The organism is Azospira sp. (assembly GCF_030247495.1).
Taxonomy (GTDB): Bacteria; Pseudomonadota; Gammaproteobacteria; order Burkholderiales; family Rhodocyclaceae; genus Azospira; species Azospira oryzae.
Window position 1 is genome coordinate 219,796 of record NZ_JAOTRW010000006.1, and the last position, 20,962, is coordinate 240,757.

23 protein-coding genes are annotated in these 20,962 nt (G+C 67.1%); 19 read left to right on the forward strand and 4 right to left on the reverse strand.

What is annotated here, in order from left to right; all coding sequences use genetic code 11:
• From ribH to bfr, 6 genes are all read left to right on the forward strand, one after another.
• Window positions 1-474 carry a 6,7-dimethyl-8-ribityllumazine synthase gene (ribH, locus tag OEL49_RS10775; protein WP_014235824.1) on the forward strand — a complete coding sequence of 158 codons (474 nt, stop codon included), beginning with the start codon at window positions 1-3 and terminating at the stop codon, window positions 472-474.
• A 60-nt stretch (window positions 475-534) separates the two neighbouring features.
• The gene (nusB, locus tag OEL49_RS10780) at window positions 535-1,017 is read left to right on the forward strand and encodes a transcription antitermination factor NusB (RefSeq protein ID WP_014235823.1); all 483 of its coding nucleotides are present in this window, start codon (window positions 535-537) and stop codon (window positions 1,015-1,017) included.
• 110 nt (window positions 1,018-1,127) lie between these two features.
• Window positions 1,128-2,099 (forward strand): thiamine-phosphate kinase, encoded by a 972-nt coding sequence (thiL, locus tag OEL49_RS10785; protein WP_287874662.1) that lies wholly within the window; start codon window positions 1,128-1,130, stop codon window positions 2,097-2,099.
• Window positions 2,089-2,595, forward strand: coding sequence for a phosphatidylglycerophosphatase A family protein (locus OEL49_RS10790; protein WP_130459693.1), 507 nt, complete (start codon window positions 2,089-2,091; stop codon window positions 2,593-2,595). Before thiL ends, OEL49_RS10790 begins: the two co-directional genes overlap by 11 nt.
• Window positions 2,592-3,107 carry a CinA family protein gene (locus tag OEL49_RS10795; protein WP_287874663.1) on the forward strand — a complete coding sequence of 172 codons (516 nt, stop codon included), beginning with the start codon at window positions 2,592-2,594 and terminating at the stop codon, window positions 3,105-3,107. Before OEL49_RS10790 ends, OEL49_RS10795 begins: the two co-directional genes overlap by 4 nt.
• Before the next feature lie 54 nt (window positions 3,108-3,161).
• On the forward strand, window positions 3,162-3,641 hold the full coding sequence (bfr, locus tag OEL49_RS10800; RefSeq protein WP_014235819.1) for a bacterioferritin: 480 nt from the start codon (window positions 3,162-3,164) through the stop codon (window positions 3,639-3,641).
• A gap of 64 nt (window positions 3,642-3,705) precedes the next feature.
• Here bfr and OEL49_RS10805 read toward each other — a convergent pair whose 3' ends face one another.
• A complete protein-coding gene (locus OEL49_RS10805) occupies window positions 3,706-5,787 on the reverse strand; it encodes a PAS domain S-box protein (protein ID WP_287874664.1) in 2,082 nt (693 codons plus the stop codon).
• Window positions 5,788-5,923: 136 nt separating this feature from the next.
• Here OEL49_RS10805 and recA point away from each other — a divergent pair, with 136 nt between their 5' ends.
• The 11 genes from recA to OEL49_RS10860 all read left to right on the forward strand — a co-directional run bounded on the left by recA (window position 5,924) and on the right by OEL49_RS10860 (window position 15,981).
• Window positions 5,924-6,946, forward strand: coding sequence for a recombinase RecA (gene recA, locus OEL49_RS10810; RefSeq protein ID WP_014235817.1), 1,023 nt, complete (start codon window positions 5,924-5,926; stop codon window positions 6,944-6,946).
• A complete protein-coding gene (recX, locus tag OEL49_RS10815; protein ID WP_014235816.1) occupies window positions 6,943-7,398 on the forward strand; it encodes a recombination regulator RecX in 456 nt (151 codons plus the stop codon). Before recA ends, recX begins: the two co-directional genes overlap by 4 nt.
• Before the next feature lie 65 nt (window positions 7,399-7,463).
• Window positions 7,464-8,210 (forward strand): LPS export ABC transporter ATP-binding protein, encoded by a 747-nt coding sequence (gene lptB / locus OEL49_RS10820; protein WP_014235815.1) that lies wholly within the window; start codon window positions 7,464-7,466, stop codon window positions 8,208-8,210.
• 66 nt (window positions 8,211-8,276) lie between these two features.
• Window positions 8,277-9,755, forward strand: a complete 1,479-nt coding sequence (locus OEL49_RS10825; protein WP_014235814.1) for an RNA polymerase factor sigma-54 — start codon at window positions 8,277-8,279, stop codon at window positions 9,753-9,755.
• 14 nt (window positions 9,756-9,769) lie between these two features.
• The gene (gene hpf, locus OEL49_RS10830; protein WP_014235813.1) at window positions 9,770-10,090 is read left to right on the forward strand and encodes a ribosome hibernation-promoting factor, HPF/YfiA family; all 321 of its coding nucleotides are present in this window, start codon (window positions 9,770-9,772) and stop codon (window positions 10,088-10,090) included.
• A gap of 155 nt (window positions 10,091-10,245) precedes the next feature.
• Window positions 10,246-10,731 (forward strand): PTS IIA-like nitrogen regulatory protein PtsN, encoded by a 486-nt coding sequence (ptsN, locus tag OEL49_RS10835; RefSeq protein ID WP_014235812.1) that lies wholly within the window; start codon window positions 10,246-10,248, stop codon window positions 10,729-10,731.
• Window positions 10,700-11,635: an HPr(Ser) kinase/phosphatase gene (hprK, locus tag OEL49_RS10840; RefSeq protein ID WP_014235811.1), complete on the forward strand. Its 936-nt coding sequence runs from the start codon at window positions 10,700-10,702 to the stop codon at window positions 11,633-11,635. Before ptsN ends, hprK begins: the two co-directional genes overlap by 32 nt.
• 45 nt (window positions 11,636-11,680) lie before the next feature.
• Entirely contained in the window at window positions 11,681-11,995 is a 315-nt protein-coding gene (locus tag OEL49_RS10845; protein ID WP_130459698.1) for a PsiF family protein, read from the forward strand.
• A gap of 124 nt (window positions 11,996-12,119) precedes the next feature.
• A complete protein-coding gene (locus OEL49_RS10850; protein WP_287874665.1) occupies window positions 12,120-12,791 on the forward strand; it encodes a hypothetical protein in 672 nt (223 codons plus the stop codon).
• 16 nt (window positions 12,792-12,807) lie between these two features.
• Window positions 12,808-13,623, forward strand: coding sequence for a hypothetical protein (locus OEL49_RS10855; RefSeq protein ID WP_130459700.1), 816 nt, complete (start codon window positions 12,808-12,810; stop codon window positions 13,621-13,623).
• Window positions 13,624-13,656: 33 nt separating this feature from the next.
• Window positions 13,657-15,981, forward strand: coding sequence for a serine/threonine-protein kinase (locus OEL49_RS10860; RefSeq protein WP_287874666.1), 2,325 nt, complete (start codon window positions 13,657-13,659; stop codon window positions 15,979-15,981).
• A gap of 79 nt (window positions 15,982-16,060) precedes the next feature.
• Here OEL49_RS10860 and OEL49_RS10865 read toward each other — a convergent pair whose 3' ends face one another.
• The 3 genes from OEL49_RS10865 to OEL49_RS10875 form a co-directional block, all read right to left on the reverse strand.
• The gene (locus tag OEL49_RS10865; RefSeq protein ID WP_014235806.1) at window positions 16,061-16,963 is read right to left on the reverse strand and encodes an adenylate/guanylate cyclase domain-containing protein; all 903 of its coding nucleotides are present in this window, start codon (window positions 16,961-16,963) and stop codon (window positions 16,061-16,063) included.
• Between the two features lie 120 nt (window positions 16,964-17,083).
• Window positions 17,084-17,983: a tRNA 2-thiocytidine(32) synthetase TtcA gene (gene ttcA, locus OEL49_RS10870; RefSeq protein WP_014235805.1), complete on the reverse strand. Its 900-nt coding sequence runs from the start codon at window positions 17,981-17,983 to the stop codon at window positions 17,084-17,086.
• Between the two features lie 21 nt (window positions 17,984-18,004).
• The gene (locus OEL49_RS10875) at window positions 18,005-18,760 is read right to left on the reverse strand and encodes a pteridine reductase (RefSeq protein ID WP_014235804.1); all 756 of its coding nucleotides are present in this window, start codon (window positions 18,758-18,760) and stop codon (window positions 18,005-18,007) included.
• 90 nt (window positions 18,761-18,850) lie between these two features.
• Here OEL49_RS10875 and OEL49_RS10880 point away from each other — a divergent pair, with 90 nt between their 5' ends.
• Together OEL49_RS10880 and OEL49_RS10885 are read left to right on the forward strand one after the other, a co-directional pair.
• Window positions 18,851-20,008: a class I SAM-dependent methyltransferase gene (locus OEL49_RS10880; protein ID WP_014235803.1), complete on the forward strand. Its 1,158-nt coding sequence runs from the start codon at window positions 18,851-18,853 to the stop codon at window positions 20,006-20,008.
• A gap of 82 nt (window positions 20,009-20,090) precedes the next feature.
• Entirely contained in the window at window positions 20,091-20,945 is an 855-nt protein-coding gene (locus OEL49_RS10885; protein ID WP_014235802.1) for a type IV pili methyl-accepting chemotaxis transducer N-terminal domain-containing protein, read from the forward strand.
• Window positions 20,946-20,962: the final 17 nt, after the last annotated feature.

The window sequence follows — 20,962 nt, forward strand, 5'->3', positions numbered from 1 at the left end:
ATGGCCCGCTACGACAACATCCCCGAACACGACATCAACCTCAACGGCGCCGGCCTCAAGGTCGGCATCGTCATGGCCCGCTTCACCCTGGACGTCTGCGAAGGCCTGCTCTCCGCCTGCACCGCCGAGCTGCAGCGCCTGGGCGTGGCCGCCGGCGACATCACCATCGCCACCGTGCCCGGCGCCCTGGAGATTCCCCTGGTGCTGCAGACCATGGCCCAGACCGGCAAGTACGACGCCCTGGTAGCCCTGGGGGCGGTGATCCGCGGCGAGACCTACCACTTCGAGGTGGTCTCCAACGATTCCTGCCGCGGCGTCCTGGAAGTGCAGCTGAAGACCGGGGTGCCCATCGCCAACGGCATCCTCACCACCGAAAACGACGATCAGGCCCTGGTCCGCATGCAGGTCAAGGGCGCCGACTGCGCCCAGGCCGCCGTGGAAATGGCCAATCTGCTCAAAGCCGTCGGCAAGTAATTTATCCGCCGGGAGCGCCCCACCGGGGCCACCCGGCCAACCTGAAGTGAAGGCAACACCATGACCGAAGCCAAGAAACCCGCCGGCAAGCCCGCCGCCGCCAAATCCCCCCGCCGCCGTTCCCGGGAATTCGCCCTGCAGGGCCTGTACCAGTGGCGCATCGGCGGTCAGGACGAGGCCGCGATCGAGGCCCACATGGCCGACGTCTCCGGCTTCGACAAGGCCGACCGGGAATTCTTCGTCGGCCTGGTGCGCGGCGCCCTGGCCCAGCGGGAAGCCCTGGTGGCCGAACTGACGCCCTTCCTCGACCGGGGTTTCGACGAGATGTCCCCCATCGAGGCCTGCATCCTGCTGCTGGGCGCCCTGGAGCTGACCCATCATCCGGAAACGCCCTACAAGGTCATCATCAACGAGTGCATCGAGCTGGCCAAGGGTTACGGCGGCACCGACGGCCACAAGTACGTGAACGGCGTCCTCGACAAGCTGGCCGGCAAGCTGCGGGCGGCCGAGGTCGAAGCCAAGCGCAGGCAGCAGCGCGGCTGATCCGGCATTCCCGGCGGGGCACAGCGGCCACGGAGACTTCTCTGTGATCCCTGTGCCCTTTCTCTTGCCTCCGTTTTTCCCCGACTGTCCGCCCCCGAGCAAAACCGCCCATGCCTTCCGAGTTTGAACTGATCGCCCGCCACTTCGCCGGCCCGACCCCGGGGGCCGTGCTCGGTCCCGGCGACGACTGCGCCCTGCTGCAGCCCTCCCCCGGCATGGAGCTGGCGGTGACCACCGACATGCTGGTGGCCGGCGTGCACTTCCTGCCCGAAACCGATCCCGAAGGCCTGGGCTGGAAGACCCTGGCCGTCAATCTTTCCGACCTCGCCGCCATGGGTGCCAAGCCCCGCTGGGTGCTGCTGGCCGGCAGCCTGCCCGAGGCCGACGAGGCCTGGCTGGCCGCCTTCGCCAAGGGCTTCTTCACCCTGGCCAGGGCCAGCCAGGTGGACGTGGTGGGCGGCGATACCACCCGGGGCCCGCTCAACCTGTGCGTCACCGCCCTGGGCGAAGTGGCGCCGGGCCAGGCCCTGCGCCGGGACGGCGCCAAGGCCGGCGACGACCTGTGGGTTTCCGGCCAGCCCGGCCTGGCGGCCCTGGGCCTGGCCCAGCTGCAGGGCAAGATTGAACTGCCCGAGGCCCTGGTGCAGCGCTGCCTCACCGCCCTGCAGCGGCCCCGGCCGCGCATTGCCCTGGGCCTGGCCCTGGTGCAGCGGCAGCTGGCCACGGCGGCCATCGACATTTCCGACGGTCTGCTGGCCGACGTGGGCCACATCGCCGAGCGCTCCGGGGTGGAGCTGCGCCTCAATGTGGGCCAGCTGCCCCTACTGCCCAAGGGCGTGGACCCGCTGCTGGCCCAGCGCTGCCAGCTGGCCGGCGGCGACGACTACGAACTGGCCTTCACCGCGCCGGCGGAAAAACGCATGGCCCTGGCGGCCCTGGCCGCCGACCTGGAACTGCCCCTGTGGCGCATCGGCTACGCGGCCGAAGGTGCCGGGGTGAGCCTGTATGATGGCGACGGGGCGCCGTTGCCCCCCGAATTCATGGATCAATTCAAGGGATATGACCACTTCCGTGCGACCTGACCTGCGCTTCCTCTTCTCCCATCCGGCCCATTTCGTCGCCTGCGGCCTGGGCAGCGGCCTCTCCCGCTTCGCCCCGGGCACGGCCGGCACCCTTTTCTCCTGGGCCGTCTATTCCCTGATCCGGCCCAATTTCGACGAAATCGGCTTTCTCGTCTTCCTCCTGGTGTGCTTCGTCGGCGGCGTGCTGGCCTGCCACCGCACCGGCCGGGACCTGGGGGTGGTGGACCACGGTTCCATCGTCTGGGACGAGATCGTGCCCTTCTGGCTGGTGCTGTTCTTCTGCCCGGTGGGCCAGTTCTGGTGGCAGACGGCCCTGTGGCAGACCGCGGCCTTCCTGCTGTTCCGCATCTACGACATCTTCAAGCCCTATCCGGCCAACTATTTCGACGAGCAGGTGAAGAACGGCTTCGGCGTCATGATGGACGACGTCTTTGCCGGCCTCTACACCATCCTCTCCCTGGCCGTGCTGCACTTCGTCCTGGGGCGCCTGCTGTGAGCGGTGGACCCGCCCAGGCCGAACTGGAGGCCCTGGCCGCCGCCATCGGCGAAGCCCTGCTGCAGCGGGGCGAGCGCCTGGCCACCGCCGAGTCCTGCACCGGCGGCTGGATTGGCCAGTGCTGCACCGCCATCGCCGGCAGCTCCAACTGGTTCGACCGGGGCTTCATCACCTACAGCAACGAGGCAAAGCAGGACATGCTCGGTGTGCCGCGCCAGACCTTGCGCAGCGAAGGGGCTGTGTCGGAAGCCACGGCAGGCGCCATGGTCCAGGGTGCAATTGCCAGGAGCCGCGCCCAGTGGGCGCTGGCGGTCAGCGGTATCGCCGGTCCTACCGGCGGCACCCCGGCCAAGCCGGTGGGCACGGTGTGCTTCGCCTGGGCCGGCCCCGAGGACTGGGTGGCGCTGGAAACCCGCCATTTCGCCGGCGACCGGGAGGCGGTGCGGGCCCAGACCGTGGCCCATGCCCTGGACGTGCTGCGGCAGCGGCTGCAGGCGCCGGTGCTGGCCTAAGCCCCGGGCCTGGATTACCATCGGCCCATTCCCCCTTTTTCCGCGGAGCGCGCCATGAAAGGCAACACTGAAGTCATCAAGCTGCTGAACGAACTCCTGGCCGGCGAACTGATGGCCCGGGACCAGTACTTCATCCACGCCCGCATGTACGAGAACTGGGGCCTGAAGAAGCTCAACGAGCGCATCTGGCACGAGATGCAGGACGAAACCGAGCATGCCGACTGGCTCATCAAGCGCATCCTGTTCCTCGAAGGCACTCCGGGCATGACCCCGGCCAAGTCCATGAAGATCGGCAAGACCGTGCCGGAGATGCTGAAGAGCGACCTGGCTGTGGAAATCTCCGTGGTCAAGGAGCTGCGTGCCGCCATGGCCCGCTGCGAGGCCCACAAGGACTACGTGACCCGGGACATGCTGCTGAAGATGCTGGACGACACGGAAGAGGACCACACCCACTGGCTGGAACAGCAACTGAAACTGATCGAACTGGTGGGCCTGGAAAACTACCTGCAGTCCCAGATGGGCGACGCCGCCTGAGCCGCTGCCGCCCTGCCAGTCAAAAGGCCGCCCGTGGGCGGCCTTTTGCGTTGACCTGCGCCCTTCAGCTGCGCCGCCGGGGCGGCCACAGGTCCGGCGATTCCTGCAGTTCGGAGAGGTCCTGGCTGATGCTGACGAAGTGGGTGATGCGCCCGTTGGCGTCGCGGATGGGGGCGATGGCCTGCAGGCAGACGTAGATGCTGCCGTCCCGCCGCCTGTTGAGCAGGCGTCCGCGCCAGGTCTTGCCGGCGTTGATGGTGCGCCACAGGTCGGCATAGGTGCCGACCTCGTTGAGCCCGGACTTGAGCAGCCGCGGCGTCTGTTCCAGGATGTCCTCCAGGCCGTAGCCGGTGACTTCCGAGAAGGCCTGGTTGCAGTATTCGAAGCGGCCCTGGGCGTCGGTGATGAAGACCACCGAGGGGTTCTGTTCCACCGCCATGGAGAGCTTCTCCAGTTCCGCCTCCACCTGCTTGCGCTCGTGGATGTCGCGGAAGGTGCCGGCCAGGTGCCGGGCCTGGCCGTCGGCGCTGTCCACCACCTGGCCTTCGCCGCGGAACCAGCGCCAGTGGCCGTGCCGGGTGTGGGTGCGGTATTCGCAGCGGAAGCGGAGACTGCGCCCGTCGCGGCAATCCAGCAGGGCCTGCATGGCCCGGGCCCGGTCCTCCGGGTGCAGGCTGGCTTCCCATTCGGCCAGGCCGACGCTGCGCTCGGCCAGACGGTAGCCGTTGCCGTCGGCCACGGCCAGGACGAACTGCAGATTGCCTGTCTCCACCGCCCAGTCCCACACCCCCACCTCCGAGGCGCCAAGGGCCCGGCGCAGGCGCTCCTCGCTGGCGGCGAGGCGGTCCATGGCCCGGTGCAGGGAGGTGACGTCCTGGGTGATGCCGTGGATGCGTACCACCCGCTCCGCCACCACCACCGGATGGCTGCGGACCCGCAGCCAGCGCACCTCGCCGTCGCGGATGATGCGGAATTCCTGGTCGGCGGCTTCCCCCGCGAACTGCCGTTCGAAAGCGGCCAGGGTGGCTTCCCGGTCCGCCGGATGCAGGTCGTCGGCCCAGCGCATGGCGTTTGCATACAGCTCGGCGGCGGAATGACCGCTGAGGCGCTGGGTGGCGCCGCTGACGAAGGAGAAACGCCGTTCCTCCGCCTCCAGGGTCCAGATGACGTCGTCGAGGGAGTCCAGCACCTGTTCCAGGCGCTCCTCCGCCCGGTTGCGGTCCTCCTCGGCGCTGCGGCGCTGCCGGTTGGCGGCGGCCAGGGCCAGGGTCACGGCGGTGAGGGAGGCGATCAGCACCTGCAGCTTCACCTGCACCAGCTGGGGCTCGATATTGGCGAAGGGGCCGGTGCCCAGGGCAGCGAAGACGGCGGCCGTCAGGGCCGTGGTGGCCAGGGCCAGGGTCACCAGACGCAATTCGCAGCTGAAGGCGATCCAGATCAGGGTCAGCAGGAGCAGCAGGCCGGCGTAGGCAAAGGATTCGGGGGCCCGCTCGGAGAAAAACCACAGGCTGCTGAGGGCGGCGGCGACCACCGCCGCCACCGCCAGATGGCGCCAGCGGCCCTGGTCCAGGCCTTCCCGGGGCTGCAGCCAGGCCAGCAGCAGGGGGGCCAGCAGCTGGGTGCCGGCCAGGTCGCCCACCCACCAGCCGCGCCAGGCGGGCAGCAGCTGGGCTGCCTCCAGGCTGCCGCCCAGGCTCAGAGCACCGACGCCCAGGCTGGCGCTGATGGCGCCGCCCAGCACGGGGGCACTGAAACACAGGTGCAGCACGTCCTGGGGGCGGCCCAGGCGCGGATCGAACTGCAGCGGGCCCCGCAGCAGACGGTAGCCGGCCCAGGCGCCGAGGGCGTTGCCGGCGCCCATGAGCAAGCCGGTGAGGGGAGCAAAGCCGCTGATGAGGGCGCTGCCCAGGGTGGCCAGCAGCACTGCCGGCCACAGCCGGCCGCCACCCAGGACGAGGGCGGCCAGGGCAATGCCGGCGGGGGGCCAGAAGGGAACGAAGAGGCCGTGGCCGGCAGTGCCGATGGCCATGGTCAGCTGGGCCACCGCCAGATAGGCGGCAAACACCAGCAGCAGCCCCGGGAGCAGGGGCAGGCGGGCAGCGGGGAGGGGAGCGGCGGCCGGGGGCGCCAATAATCGCTTTAGCATAATTTGCGCCATTTTCCCTGCTTTGCCGCGGTGTTCCAAGGCCTTTGATGCTGGGGATAACACGTAGTCCGGGTAACTTGGCGTAGGCCGGAGGGTTTGTGCCATAATCAGCCGCTTGATTTTGGGGAATTCAGTCATGGACGACAACAAGGCCAAAGCACTAACCGCCGCACTGGCGCAGATTGAAAAGCAGTTCGGCAAGGGCGCCATCATGAAGATGGGCGAGACCGAAGTGGACAAGGGCGTGGACGTGGTGTCCACCGGCTCCCTGGGCCTGGACGTGGCCCTCGGCGTGGGCGGCCTGCCCCGGGGCCGGGTGGTGGAAATCTACGGTCCGGAATCCTCCGGCAAGACCACCCTGACCCTGCAGGTCGTGGCCGAGATGCAGAAGCTGGGCGGCACCGCCGCCTTCATCGACGCGGAACACGCCCTCGATCCCCAGTACGCCCAGAAGCTGGGCGTGAACATCGGCGAGCTGCTCATCTCCCAGCCGGACAACGGCGAACAGGCCCTGGAAATCGCCGACATGCTGGTGCGTTCCGGCGGTGTGGACGTGATCGTGGTGGACTCCGTGGCCGCCCTCACCCCCAAGGCCGAAATCGAAGGCGAGATGGGCGATTCCATGATGGGCCTGCACGCCCGCCTGATGAGCCAGGCCCTGCGCAAGCTCACCGCCAACATCAAGAAGACCAACACCCTGGTCATCTTCATCAACCAGATCCGCATGAAGATCGGGGTGATGTTCGGTTCCCCGGAAACCACCACCGGCGGCAACGCGCTCAAGTTCTACGCCTCCGTGCGCCTGGATATCCGCCGTATCGGCGGCATCAAGAAGGGTGACGAGGTGATCGGCAACGAAACCCGCGTCAAGGTGGTGAAGAACAAGGTCTCCCCGCCCTTCCGCGAAGCCCTGTTCGATATCCTCTACGGCGAAGGCATCTCCCGCGAGGGCGAGATCATCGAACTGGGGGTGGCCAACAAGCTGATCGAGAAGTCCGGCGCCTGGTACTCCTACAAGGGCGAGAAAATCGGCCAGGGCAAGGACAACTCCCGGGAATTCCTCAAGGCCAACCCGGCCATTGCCCAGGAAATCGAAGGCAAGATCCGGGAAGCCCTGGGCGTGGCCAACCCCGCCCCGGCGGCCGCAGCCGGAGAATGACCCCGAGCCTGCGCCAGCGGGCCCTGGGGCTGCTGGCGCGGCGGGAGTACAGCCGGGCCGAACTGGCCCGCAAGCTGGCGCCCCACGCAGAATCCGAGGCTGAGCTGGAGGCCCTGCTGGACGACCTGGCGGCCCGCCGCCAGCTTTCCGATGCCCGCTATGCCAGTGAAAGGGTCGCCATCCGCGCCCGCCGCTACGGCGATGCCCGGCTGGCCCAGGAACTACGGCAGAAGGGCGTGGCCGAGGAAACCGTCGCCGCGGCCCTGGCCCAGGGCGGCAGCGAGCTGGAACGGGCGCGCCAAGTGTGGCAGAAGAAATTTGCCGCCCTGCCCGCCGATCTGGCCGAGCGGGCCAAACAGACCCGCTTCCTCCTCAGCCGCGGCTTTGCCGCCGCCACCGTCCGCCAGGTGCTGCAGGGCGGCTGGGACGACGAGTCCGGCAGCGACTGGTAGAACCCCCGGGCGACACCTCTGGCACAATGCCTTTACGCCCCCGCATTCATAGAATCCGATAGCCCATGTCCGAGCAGAACCCCGACCTCATCGCCAAGCTTTCCGCCAACAACCTGAAAAAGCGCTACAAGTCCCGCACCGTGGTGCATGACGTGTCCTTCGAGGTGGGCAGCGGTGAGGTGGTCGGCCTGCTGGGCCCCAACGGTGCCGGCAAGACCACCTGTTTCTACATGATCGTCGGCCTGGTGCCCTCCGACGGCGGCTCCATCCAGCTGCAGAATCAGGAAGTGACCCACTTCCCCATCCACAAGCGGGCCCATCTGGGCATTTCCTACCTGCCCCAGGAGGCTTCCGTCTTCCGCAAGCTCAACGTGGAGGAGAACATCCGCGCCGTGCTGGAACTGCAGAAGCTGCCCAAGCACGAGATCGACCTGCGCCTGGAGGAACTGCTGGAAGAGCTGCACATCGGCCACATCCGCGCTTCCAATGCCGCCGCCCTGTCCGGTGGCGAGCGCCGCCGGGTGGAAATCGCCCGGGCCCTGGCTACCTCTCCCCGTTTCATCCTGCTGGATGAGCCCTTCGCCGGCGTGGACCCCATCGCCGTGCTGGAAATCCAGAAGATCATCCGTTTCCTCAAGGACCGCAGCATCGGCGTGCTCATCACCGACCACAACGTGCGTGAGACCCTGGGCATCTGCGACCGGGCCTACATCATCAATGAGGGCCGGGTGCTGGCGTCTGGCCGCCCGGATGAGATCGTTTATAATGAAGACGTCCGAAAAGTATATCTGGGCGAGAGCTTCCGTCTCTGACGAGCCCAGTCTCCGAGTCTTTCCCTCAACCCGCTCATTGCCGCCGGCCCCTTCGGCCCCGGGTCCATGAAACCAACCCTCCAACTCAAACTCTCGCAGCACCTGGCCCTGACGCCACAGCTGCAGCAGTCCATCCGGCTGCTGCAACTGTCGACGCTCGAGCTGGAGCAGGAGTTGGAGAAGTATCTGCTGGAAAACCCCCTGCTGGAGCGCGAGGACGAGAACTACGAGCCCTCCTACAGCGGGAGCGAAGGCGAATACGCCGGCAGTACGGCCGAGGCTGCTGCCGAAGGCCCGCGGGAAGGCGATAGCGGCGAATCCGGTGAAGGCGCCGACAGTCACGGCCCCGAAGAAGTCCGGGACGACAGCCGGGACAGCCTGGGCGAAGGCGAGGACTGGTTTGCCGAAGGCAGCTACCCTTCCGCCTCCCGCGACGAGGACGAGGATTCCGACTTCCAGGAAGTGCAGGCCGCCAACACCTCCCTGCGCGACCACCTCAACTGGCAGCTGGGCCTGATGCAGCTCTCCGAGCGGGACCGGCAGCTGGTCAGCTTCCTGATCGAGGCTCTGGACGAGGACGGCTACCTGACCCAGCCCCTGGAGGAGCTGCAGGAAGCCCTGCCGGAAGAGCTGGAAATCGACCTGGACGACCTGCAGATCGCCCTGCGCCACCTGCAGCACCTGGACCCGACCGGTGTCGGCGCCCGCACTCCGGGCGAATGCCTGGCCCTGCAGCTGGAAGCCCTGCCGGCCGACGAGGTGCGGGACCAGGCCCTGAAGCTGGTGCGCCATCACCTGGAACTGCTGGCCGGCCGGGACTTCACCAAGCTGAAGAAGCTGCTGGGCTGCGACGACGAGCGCCTGCGCGCCGTCACCAACCTGGTGAAGAGCCTCAACCCCCGGCCCGGCGCCCAGTACGCGCCCCTGGATGCCCGCTACATCACCCCGGACGTGGTGGTGAAGAAGGTGCGCAACCAGTGGACCGCCAGCATCAATCCGGACGCCTACCCGCGCCTGCGCATCAACCGGCTCTACGCCGAGATCCTCTCCAAGCAGCGCGGCTCCAGCCTCTCCGGCCAGCTGCAGGAGGCCCGCTGGCTGATCAAGAACGTGCAGCAGCGTTTCGACACCATCCTGCGCGTGTCCCAGGCCATCCTGGACCGCCAGCGCCAGTTCTTCGAACACGGCGAGGTGGCCATGCGTCCCCTGGTACTGCGGGAAATCGCCGAAACCCTGGGCCTGCACGAATCCACCGTTTCCCGGGTGACGACCCAGAAGTACATGGCCACCCCCCGGGGCATTTTCGAACTCAAGTATTTCTTCGGCAGCCATGTGGCCACGGATACGGGGGGCGCCTGTTCGGCCACCGCCATCCGGGCCCTGATCAAGCAGCTGGTGGCGGCCGAAGACCCCAGAAAACCCCTTTCGGACAGTCAAATATCCGAAATTCTTGGCCAACAAGGCATTGTTGTGGCGCGTCGAACCATTGCAAAATACAGAGAAGCGCTCAACATTTCGCCGGCCAACCTACGCAAGTCCATCTAAAAAAGGAGCGAGCCATGAACCTGCACATCACCGGACATCACCTGGAAGTCACCCCGGCGATCCGCGACTACGTCACTGCCAAGCTGGAGCGGGTTACGCGTCACTTCGACAGCGTCATCGACGTCAACGTCATCCTCACCGTGGAAAAGCTGAAGCAGAAGGCTGAAGTCACCGTGCGCGTGCCCGGCAAGGACATCCACGTGGATGCCGAGGATGCCGACCTGTATGCCGCCGTGGACACCCTGATCGACAAGCTGGACCGCCAGGTGCAGAAGTACAAGCAGAAGGCCCAGGATCACCACCGCGACACCATCAAGAATCACATCGAAGAGTGATCTGATTCCCTCTCCGGGACTGGGACGAAAGGCATAGGCGGCGGGGTCGTTTTCCGTTATGATCCCGCCACTTTTCGCCAGGTATCCTGCCTGAATCCCAGTCTCCAACCGGCCCTGCCGCCGCCATCCCGCTGTTCGGGGAAGGTTCCCGCCCCATGGATCTGATCGCCAAACTCCTCCCTCCCGCCCACATCCTGCTGGACCTCGAAGCCAGCAGCAAGAAGCGGGCATTCGAGCAGGCCGGACTGCTGTTCGAGAACAACCTGGGCATCGCCCGGGCCACGGTTTTCGACAGCCTCTTCGCCCGGGAAAAACTCGGTTCCACCGGCCTGGGCCAGGGGGTTGCCATTCCCCACGGCCGCATCAAGGGGCTCAAGGAAGCCGCCGGCGCCTTCATGCGCCTGTCCGCCCCGGTGCCTTTCGATTCCCCCGACGGCAAGCCTGTCGGCCTGATGTTCGTGCTGCTGGTGCCGGAACAGGCCACCGAGCAGCATCTGCAGATTCTTTCCGAGCTGGCCCAGCGTTTCTCCGACCGGGCCTTCCGCGAGGCCCTGGGCGCCTGCGACAACACCGACGACGCCCACCGCCTGTTCACCGACTGGGGGAACCATGCGGCAAATCTCCATCAGCCAGCTGTTTGAGGACCACCAGGACAAGCTGTCCCTGACCTGGGTCGCGGCCCAGGGCGCCGAACGCTCCATCGAGATCCGGGAGCGGGGCAACTACGGCGCCGACGTGGTCGGCCACCTCAACCTGATCCACCCGGAACGCCTGCAGGTCATCGGCGCCGCCGAGTACCAGTGGCTGAGCCGGGTCAATCCTGAGCGCCTCAAGGCGCAGATGAACGAAATCTTCGCCGCCCAGCCCCCCGCCGTCATCGTCGCCGAGGGACTGGAAGTGCTGCCGGCCGTGCTGGAGGGCTGCGAGAGCACCGGCACGCCCCTGTTCACCACCGCCAAACCCTGCTCGGCCGTGATCGACCTGCTGCGCATCTACCTTTCCCGCCGCCTGGCGGACACGGTGTCGGTGCATGGCGTCTTCATGGACGTGCTGGGCATGGGCGTCCTCATCACCGGCGATTCCGGCGTCGGCAAGTCCGAACTGGCCCTGGAACTGATTTCCCGGGGCCACGGCCTGGTCGCCGACGACGTGGTGGAACTGGCCCGCATCGCCCCCGCCACCATCGAGGGCCGTTGCCCTGGCATGCTGCGGGACTTCCTCGAAGTGCGGGGCCTGGGCCTGCTCAATATCCGCACCATCTTCGGCGAGACCGCCTCCCGGCGGAAAATGAAGCTCAAGCTGATCGTGCACCTGCAGAAGCCGGTGGCCGGGGTGGATGCGCCGCGCCTGCCCCTGGATGCCCAGACCCAGGAGATCCTCGGCGTGGCCGTGCGCAAGGTGGTCATTCCGGTGGCTGCCGGGCGCAACCTGGCGGTGCTGCTGGAGGCGGCGGTGCGCAACAGCATCCTGCAGCTGCGCGGCATCGACAACATGCAGGAATTCATCACCCGGCAGCAGAAGCTGCTGCTTGACGACGATATTTGACGAACGCATAGTGGTAAGCCCTGCCTGACCACTGACGGAGACACCATGAAAAAGATGCTGCTTGCCCTGTGTTCCCTGGCCTGTATCGGCCTGGCTCCCGTTGCCGGCGCCGCCGACGCGGCCAAAGCGCCGACGCCCCAGCAGGAGCGCATGAAGAACTGCAACAAGGAAGCCGGCGAGAAGGGCCTCAAGGGCGACGAGCGCAAGGGCTTCATGAAGACCTGCCTCTCCGGCAAGACCGCCGACGCTCCCGCCGCCAATGCGGAGTGCCAGTCCAAGGCCGCGGAGAAGAAGCTGGCCGGTGCCGCCAAGGCCTCCTTCATCAAGAAGTGCGAAGCCGACAGCCAGGCTGCCAAGTAAGCCAGGGGCGGACTTCCCGCAAAAATGCCAGCCGATTGAAGGCTGGCATTTTTTTTGACAGAATGGCCTGCCCCATTCCACCTGCCCCGGCGTTGATGCCGGGGACTTTTCCTGGAGTCCCGAGATGAAGCCTGCCCCCCTGCGTGCCGCTTCCCGCCTGCTCTGCTGTGGCCTGCTGCTGGCGGCAGCCGGCGGCGCCCGGGCCTTCAGTTTTGCCGAGGACGAGAAGCAGGGTGCTGCCGAGGAGGAGGGCCGCCGCGGCCGCATCGCCCAGCATCTGGCCGTTCCCTGCAAGGCTGCATTGCGCAACCAGGGCATCCTGGTGGCCCTGGCCGACCAGACGGCCGACGGCTACCAGCTGCAGGGCAGCAAATACGGCCGCCATGCCGCCGTGATCAACCAGAAGCTGAAGGCCCTGGGCCTGAAGACCTACACCGCCGAGGAGCAGCGGGCCCGCATCGCCCAGGCCGAGATGGAAGCCTATTTCCGCAACGACCCGGACGCGGCCCTGGCCGCTTCCAGCAAGCTGGGCGCCGCCTTCGTCCTCAAGGGCGGGGTTTCCACCCGCACCGCCTACAACCCGGTGGTGCGCCTGCCCGAGGTCTATGTGACCATGCATTTCACCCTGGCGGCGGCGGACGGCCGCACCATTTCCACCGCCACGGCCAAGGCCGAGTCCTATTCCGGCAGCGACACCGCCGGCATGGCCCTGGAGCTGGTCCATGAGCAGGCCGAGGAGGTCGTGGCCAAGCTCTACAACGATTACTGCCGGGCTGCCGGCAAACCAAAAAAATAAACCTACGGAGTCTTCCATGCGTCAGTACATCGCCCCCATTGCCCTGGCCCTGGCCTGCGCCGGTTCGGCCCATGCCCAGCCGGTTTTCGACAGCCCGTCGCCCACCGCCGGCAGCGACACCTCCAAGCAGGCCAACGAAATGGCCGACAAGGCCATGTACAAGCCGGTGGAGTACGCCAATGCGGCGAAGAAGGGCCCGGCCCTGGTGGTCATCCCGGGCGAAGTGAAGTCCAACAACGCCTCCTTCACCCAGAAGTACGGCCCCAACAACATCGCCGACTACGCCGAACTGGAACTGGGCAAGGCCAACTTCAAGATCCTCGAACGTTCCGACATGGGCCCCCTGCTCAACGAGTTCACCCTGGCCTACACCATGGGCGACCCCAGTGCCGCCCGCAAGCTGCTGCAGAAGGGCAAGTTCAAGACCACCAAGTACGTGGTCAAGTTCGACATCCTCAAGGCCGAGCAGGTGGCCCAGGCCCAGCAGGGCTTCGACGGCCGTGCCGTGGGCAAGCTGCTGGGCGTCTTCGGCGCCTTCTCCGGCTCCATGGGCGGGGCCCAGGCCGGGGCCGTCGGCGAGACGGTGGTCGGTTCGGTGCAGACCCAGGAAAACACCGGGGTGTGGATCATCGGCATGCGCTACAAGATCATCGACGCCAACACCACCGAACAGGTGGCCACCGGCTATACCGAAGAGAAAATGGAACTGGGAGCCAAGGGCTCGTCGGTGATGGGCGTTTCCTCCGGCGCCTCCGGCGGCCTCACCCTGGACAGCATGGTGCAGCGCCTGGTGCAGAAGAACGTCTGGGAAATCGACAGCAAGTACAAATAACCTGCCGCCGGGAGAGCCGCTATGGCCGAGGCTATGCCGCCCAGACTGGGCAAGTACGAGGTCCGCCGAGAGTTGGGGCGGGGGGCCATGGGGGTGGTCTATGAGGGCTTCGACCCGGGCATTGCCCGGCGGGTGGCCCTCAAGACCGTGCGCCGGGACCAGCTGGAGAAGGACGAGGCCCAGGAGCTGCTGAGCCGTTTCCAGCGCGAGGCCCAGGCCGCCGGGCGGCTCAACCATCCCAACATCGTCGCCATCTACGAGTATGGCGAGGACGGGGGCACCGCCTTCATCGCCATGGAGTATGTGGAAGGGCGGGAGCTGAAGGACTATTTCGACAAGTCCGAACGCTTTTCCCTCAGCGAGATCGCCCGCCTCATGGGCGAGCTGCTCTCCGCCCTGGACCACGCCCACGGCAACGGCATCGTGCACCGGGACATCAAGCCGGCCAACATTTTCATCCTGCACAACGGCCAGGCCAAGGTGGGGGATTTCGGCATCGCCCGCATCGAATCCTCCAACCTGACCCAGGCCGGCTCCGTCCTCGGCACTCCGGCCTACATGTCGCCGGAGCAGTTCATGGGGCAGACGGTGGACGGCCGTTCCGACCTGTTCTCCGCCGGTGTATTGCTCTACCAGTTTCTCACCGGGGAAAAGCCCTTCACCGGCCAGCTCACCACCATCATGCACAAGGTGTTGAAGGAGGACCCCATCGCCCCTTCCGAGCTCAACGTGCAGGTGCCGCGGCGTTTCGATGCGGTGGTGCGCAAGGCCCTGGCGAAGCGGCCGGAGCAGCGTTTCCAGAGCGCCCGGGAATTTGCCGCCGCCCTGCAGCAGGCCATGGCCGGCGGCCCCGAGGAGGAGGCGACCCTGGTGGCCGATGAGGTCACCCTGCTCTCTGCCGAGGCGGAGCGGACCCTGGTCTCCGGGGCGGCAGGGCCCGCCGCAGCCGGCGAAGCCACCCGGGTGGTGCCATCGCCAGCGGCCAGCAAGGACGCGCCTTCCAGCCATGGCATGGCCGGGACGTCCGTCCCGCCTGCCTCCCAGGCCGTTGCCAAATCCCGTCTGCCCTATGCCTTGGCGGCGGGGGCGGCGATCCTGGTGGCGGCCGGTGCCGGCTACCTGTACCTGGGCCGCGGCGGCGACGGATCGGGTTCCCCGGCAGCGTTGCCGACGGCTTCGGTAGCGGCGGCCGACAACGGCACCATCGTCATTTCCGCCGTGGGCGTGGCCGATCCCAGCGATTCCCGCCTGGCCGGCGATCCGGCCCTGCTGCAGGCCGCCCTGCGGGAGGATGCCCGTCGCCAGCTGGTGGAAAAGGCGGTGGCCCTCAACGTGCAGCCGGCCTCCCTCTCCCGCTACTACGATCTGCTGTCTGCCCGCCTGCTTTCCCGCAGCGGCGACTTCATCGAATCGGTGCTGCAGGAAGAGGCGCCACAGCAGGAGGCCGGCGGTCTGGCCACCCTGGGCACCCGGGCCGTGGTGCGGGTGCGGGAAGTGCAGAAATCCCTCAACCAGATGTCTGCCGAGGAGCGGGTGGATTTCATCCGCAACAACGGCGACCCGAAAATCTCCGTCACCATCAACACCCGGGGCGAAGCCGGCGACGCCGTGCGTTCCCCCATCGCCGAGAACATCCTCAAGGAGCGGGTCCAGTCCTTCGGCTTTCGCACCTGGGGCGATGCCGCCAAGGGCCAGCCGGGGGCCGATTTCGCCATCGTCGGCGAGGCCCGCTTCAAGAAGCTTTCCGCCACCCTGCAGGCTTCCGGCCTGACCATCGAGAAGTACGTCATCACCTCGTGGACGGTGAAGTGCATCGACCAGGCCAGCGGCGAGGAAATTTACTTCAACACCACCCTGCCCCAGAACGGCAGCTGGGCCACGGAAGAGGCGGCCCTGAAGGATGTGGGCCGGCTGGTGGGCGAGGAGTTCTCCAAGAGCTTCTTCCTGCAGCACTTCCGTTTCGCCGGCCAGAAGGTCCGCTTCCGCTTCGGCGCCCTGCCCGACAAGGCCCTGCTGCCCAGGTTGCAGCAGGAAATGAACGGCCTGCGGGCAGTGCTGGGCACCCGTCTCGACGGCGAGGTGGTGGAGGCGGAGCTGTCCGGCAGCCTGCCGGCCACGGCGGAGCTGGCCCAGGCCGCCGTCCTTGCGCCCCTCAACCGCAAGCTGGGCCAGCCCTGCTTCAGCGTGGTATCCACCGCCGGCAGCGAGGTGACGGTGGGCCTGGACAGCCGTTGCAGCAGCGCTGCCGGCCTGGCTCGCCTCAACGAGGCGCCGCCGGCCGCCCTCTACGAAGCCACGCCCGGGCGCCGGGCCGAAGTGGTGAAAAACCCGGCCCTGCTGAAGAAGCTGGAAATCTGAAGGCGGGCCTGGGGACAGGCCCAAAAGAAACGGCCGGCAGGCATGACGCCTCCGGCCGTTGGTTTTGGTTGGGGCCCGCTTACAGGTATTCGAACTGGGCCACTTCCATTTCGGTGCTGCCGCTGGCGGCGGTGTGGCCGAAGGCCACCAGGCCCTTGTTGCGCAGGACGATCTCCTCGCGCCGCAGGAACACTTCGGCCTCGCCTTCGAAGGCGACGAAGGTGCCGTTGGTGCTCTGGTCGATCAGCACGTACTTGTCGCGCCGGCGTTCGATCTTGGCGTGGCTGCGGGAGGCCTTGCGGTCCTCGATGACCACGTCGTTCTCGCCGCCGCGGCCGAAGGTCAGGGTGGAGGTCTTGTCATCCAGCAGATAGGCCTTGCCGTGGTGCCGCACGCAGAGGCGGGTCACGGTGCGCAGGGGCTGGGTGGGGTCGATGCTGGGAGCCTTCATGGTCAGCTCCTCGGTCTCCTGCCACAGCACCTCGACGATCTGCATTTCCTCGGCCTTGCCCTTCACCGGCAGCCGGTCCACATCCCGGGTCGAAGCCCGCAGCAGGGGCGAGACGGTGGCCAGGCTCTGGGCGTTGGTGATGATCTGGCCGGCCTTGGCCAGACCGGCCATGCGGGCGGCGGTGTTCACCGTGTCGCCGAAGAGGTCGTTGTTCTCCTCGATGGTGGGGCCGAAATGGAAACCCACCCGGATGTTGAGCTTGACCCCGGAAACCGGCGGCAGGTCCAGGACCCGCTGCTGCATGTCCATGGCCGCCTGGAAGGCGGCGTCGGCGGTGGGGAAGGCCACCATCAGTTCGTCGCCGATGGTCTTGATGATACGCCCCTGGTAACCCTCGACGGCCCGCTCCATGCGCTTGATGCAGCGATCGACGGCGTGCAGGGCTTCCGTGTCCCCCAGCTTCTCATAGAGCCGGGTGCTGCCGGAAATGTCGGCAAACAGTACCGCCAGTTCGGATTCGGTACTACTCATGCCATTACCCCCCTGAATGACTGCGACAGCATGACTCCAACTACCTGAACTGCACGTATTCTCTTCGTCATATTATTGATTTATGTTGATTTTCCCTGAACCGGCATCATAGCAAAGGGCTCAGGCCCCAGCCACTACGGGCAGCGGAAAATCGTCCCCGTCCAGGGGACCCCGGGGCGCCAGCATGGGGGGCAGCTCCGGCGGATCGAACAGGGTGTCGCCCTCGGCCGCCGGGGTCAGGCCGGCCTTGAGACCCTTGAAGTCGAACAGCTTGGTGTCCGCCAGGTGGGAGGGCACCACGTTCTGCAGGGCGCTGAAGACGGCCTCGGTGCGGCCGGGGAATTTCTGGTCCCACTCCTGCATCATTTCCCGGATTTTCTGCCGCTGCAGGTTGTCCTGGGAGCCGCACAGGTTGCAGGGGATGATGGGGAATTCCATGCCCCGGGAGTAGCGGGCGATGTCGCTCTCGGCGCAGTAGGCCAGGGGACGGATGACCACGTGGGCGCCGTCGTCGGTGACCAGCTTGGGCGGCATGGCCTTCAGCTTGCCGCCGAAGATGAGATTGAGGAACAGGGTGTGCACCATGTCGTCCCGGTGGTGGCCGAGGGCGATCTTGTTGGCGCCCAGTTCCTTGGCGGTGCGGTAGATGATGCCGCGGCGCAGGCGGGAACAGAGGGAGCAGGTGGTCTTGCCCTCGGGAATCTTCTCCTTCACCACCGAGTAGGTGTCGGCCTCGATGATGCGGAAATCGACGCCGGTCTTCTCGAAGTAGGCCGGCAGCACCTCGGCCGGGAAGCCGGGCTGCTTCTGGTCCAGGTTCATGGCGATGAGGCGGAAGTTGATCGGCGCCTTGGCCTGGAGGATGCGCAGCAGGTGCAGCAGGGTATGGGAATCCTTGCCGCCGGAAACGCAGACCAGCACCGTGTCGCCTTCCTCAATCATGTTGTAGTCGGCGATGGCCTTGCCGGTTTCGCGCAGGAGCCATTTTTCAATGCGTTGCAGGGTGTTGGAGCGTTCCACGGGAGATTCCTGGTTACTTGATTACAGATGGGCCGTGCGGCCCCCGTCTACGTTGATCACCTGGCCGGTGATGTAAGGGCTGTCCACCAGCAGGAAGTGCACGGCCCGGGCGATGTCGGCCGGGCTGCCTTCCCGGCCCAGCAGGGTGTCGGCGACGATGGCCTGGCGGGCGGCGCTGTCGAAGTCGCTGCCCTCCGGCCACAGGATGGGGCCAGGCGCCACCGCATTGACCCGCACCACCGGTGCCAGCTCCGCCGCCAGGGCCCGGGTCAGGGTGAGCAGGGCGCCCTTGGCGGCGCAATACAGGGGATAGCCCACCAGGGGGCGCTCGGCATGGACGTCGGTGATGTTCACCACGGCGCCGCCGCTGGCCCGGAGATGGGGCGCCGCCGCCTGGGTGAGGAACAGGGGGGCCTTGAAGTTGCTGCCCACCAGGTCGTCCCAGGCCGCCTCGTCGATGCTGCCCAGGGGCGTGCGGAAAAAGCTGGAAGCGTTATTGACCAGACCGTCCAGGCGGCCGAATGCCGTCACCGACTGCTCCACCAGCCCGGGCAGGGCCGAGGTCTGCAGCAGGTCGGCCTGGATGCAGACGGCGGAACCGTCCCGCTGGGCGTTCAGCTCGGCCGCCAGGCTGCGGGCCTCGGCCGCCGCCGAGCGGTAATGCAGCACCAGACTGGCGCCGGCGGCATGCAGGCGCCGGGCGATGGCCGCACCGACCCGCTTGGCGCCGCCGGTCACCAGAATCGCCTTGCCCTGCAAGTTGCCGTTGCTGTCCATGGACTGCCCTGAACGGATTTGGAAGTTTGCGAATTTTAGCGGATTGGCCCATCATCCCGCCCTCTTTTCGCCCCTTTTTCTTCTTCTTTCATGGCCTTGCCCCTGCCCGACGCCGATGCCCTGGCTCACAGCCAGCGACTGACCGATGCCCTCGCCGCCGAAATCGCCGGCCGGGGCGGCTGGATCGACTTCGCCCGGTTCATGGAACTGGCGCTCTACGCGCCGGGGCTGGGCTATTACACGGCCGGGGCGCGCAAGTTCGGCGCCGACGGGGACTTCGTCACCGCCCCCGAACTGTCGCCCCTCTTCGCCCGCAGCCTGGCACCCCAGGCGGCCCAGATCATGGCGGCCAGCGGCCCCCGCATCATCGAGGCCGGGGCCGGTACCGGCCGCCTGGCGGCCGACCTGCTGCTGGCCCTGGAGGCCCTGGGCAGCCTGCCGGAAAGCTATGCCATCCTGGACCTGTCGCCTGACCTGCGCCAGCGCCAGGCGGCGACCCTGGAGCAGCGGGCGCCCCATCTGCTGGACCGGGTGCAATGGCTGGATCGCCTGCCGCAGCGCTTCTCCGGCCTGGTGCTGGGCAACGAGGTGCTCGACGCCATGCCCGTACATGCGGTGGCCTGGCGCGAGAGCGGCATTTTCGAGCGGGGCGTCGGCATCGGCCCCGCAGGCTTTGCCTGGGTCGAACGCCCCGCCACCGGCGAACTGCTGGCCAGGGCCCAGGCCCTGGCGGCCGAATGCACCATTCCGCCGGCCGGCTACATGAGCGAGATCGGCCTCGCGGCACCGGCCTGGGTGGCCTCCTGGGGGCCGATCCTGGAGCAAGGAGCCCTGCTGCTGCTGGACTACGGCTTTCCCCGGCAGGAGTTCTACCATCCCCAGCGGGGCGGCGGCACCCTGATGTGCCACTACCGCCACCATGCCCACCCGGACCCCTTCCATCTGCCGGGCCTGACCGACATCACCGCTCACGTGGATTTCACGGCAGCGGCCGAAGCCGGCTTCGTCGCAGGCCTGGAAGTGCTGGGCTATACCGCCCAGGGCCAGTTCCTCATGAATGCGGGCCTGCTGGACTGCCTGGCCAGTCTGGCCCCCGGCAGCAGCGAGTACTTCAAGGCCGCGGCCATGGTGCAGAAACTGGTGCAGCCCCATGAAATGGGCGAGCTGTTCAAGGTCATCGCCCTGGGCAAGGGCCTGGCCGAGCCCCTGCTCGGCTTCCAGCGCGGCGACCGCAGCCACACCCTGTAAGCGGCAGCGTTCCGACCCTTCATATTCCTGCAACGCGGAGGGTGTTTACTGACGGCCCCTAGATGTTTTCGGGAATGCCGTCATGCCCCTTGCCTTGCTCCCCGTCGCTGCCAGTCGCGCCCTCTTCCTGGGACTACTGTTTCTCTTTGCCCTGCTGCTTTCCGGTGCCGTCCAGGCTGCCGGGGCCAGCGACCTGGTGGCCGTGGGCCAGCTGCGGCTGCAGTCCCAGCGTGTGGCCAAGCTCTATCTGCAGGCCGGCCTGCAGATCCAGGCGGACAGCGCCCGCAATCAGTTGCAGAAAGCCACCCAGCAACTGGAGACGGCTCTTGCCGAACTGGCCCCCTACAGCCGCCAGAGCCGCATGGCGCCAACCCTGCAGCGCACCCAGGCCCTCTGGGTGGAGCTGCGGCAGGCCCTGAAGTCCCCCTACACCACGCCGGCCCTGCAGCGGGTGCTGGCGGTCAGCGACGACCTGATGCTGGCCAGCGGCAAGCTGAGCCTGCTGATCGAGGAGCAGAGCGAAGGCAATATGGGGCGCCTGCTGGATCTATCCCAGCGGCAGAACATGCTGGCCCAGCGGCTGGCACGACTGTATCTGATGGGCTACGCCGGTGACCGCAGCCAGGGGCGCCAGGTGGACGCGGAACAGGCCCGCCGTGAATTCAATACCGCCCTGGGCGAGCTGGCCGGGGCCCGGGAAAACACCGCCGCCGTGCGCAATGCCCTGGAACTGGCCCGTACCCAATGGCTATTCTTCGACCAGGCCCTGGTCGGCGGCGGCAGCGGTGCCGGTACGGACAGGCAGAGCCAGGCCCGCAACGTGGCTACCACCAGCGAGCGCATCGCCGAAGTGCTGGAGGAGGTCAGCCGTCAGTACGCCCAGGCCTACAACAGCACCCAGGTGGCGGTGGCGCCGGGGGGCGCCCGTCGCAACTGAGTTTGGCCGGGCAGCGC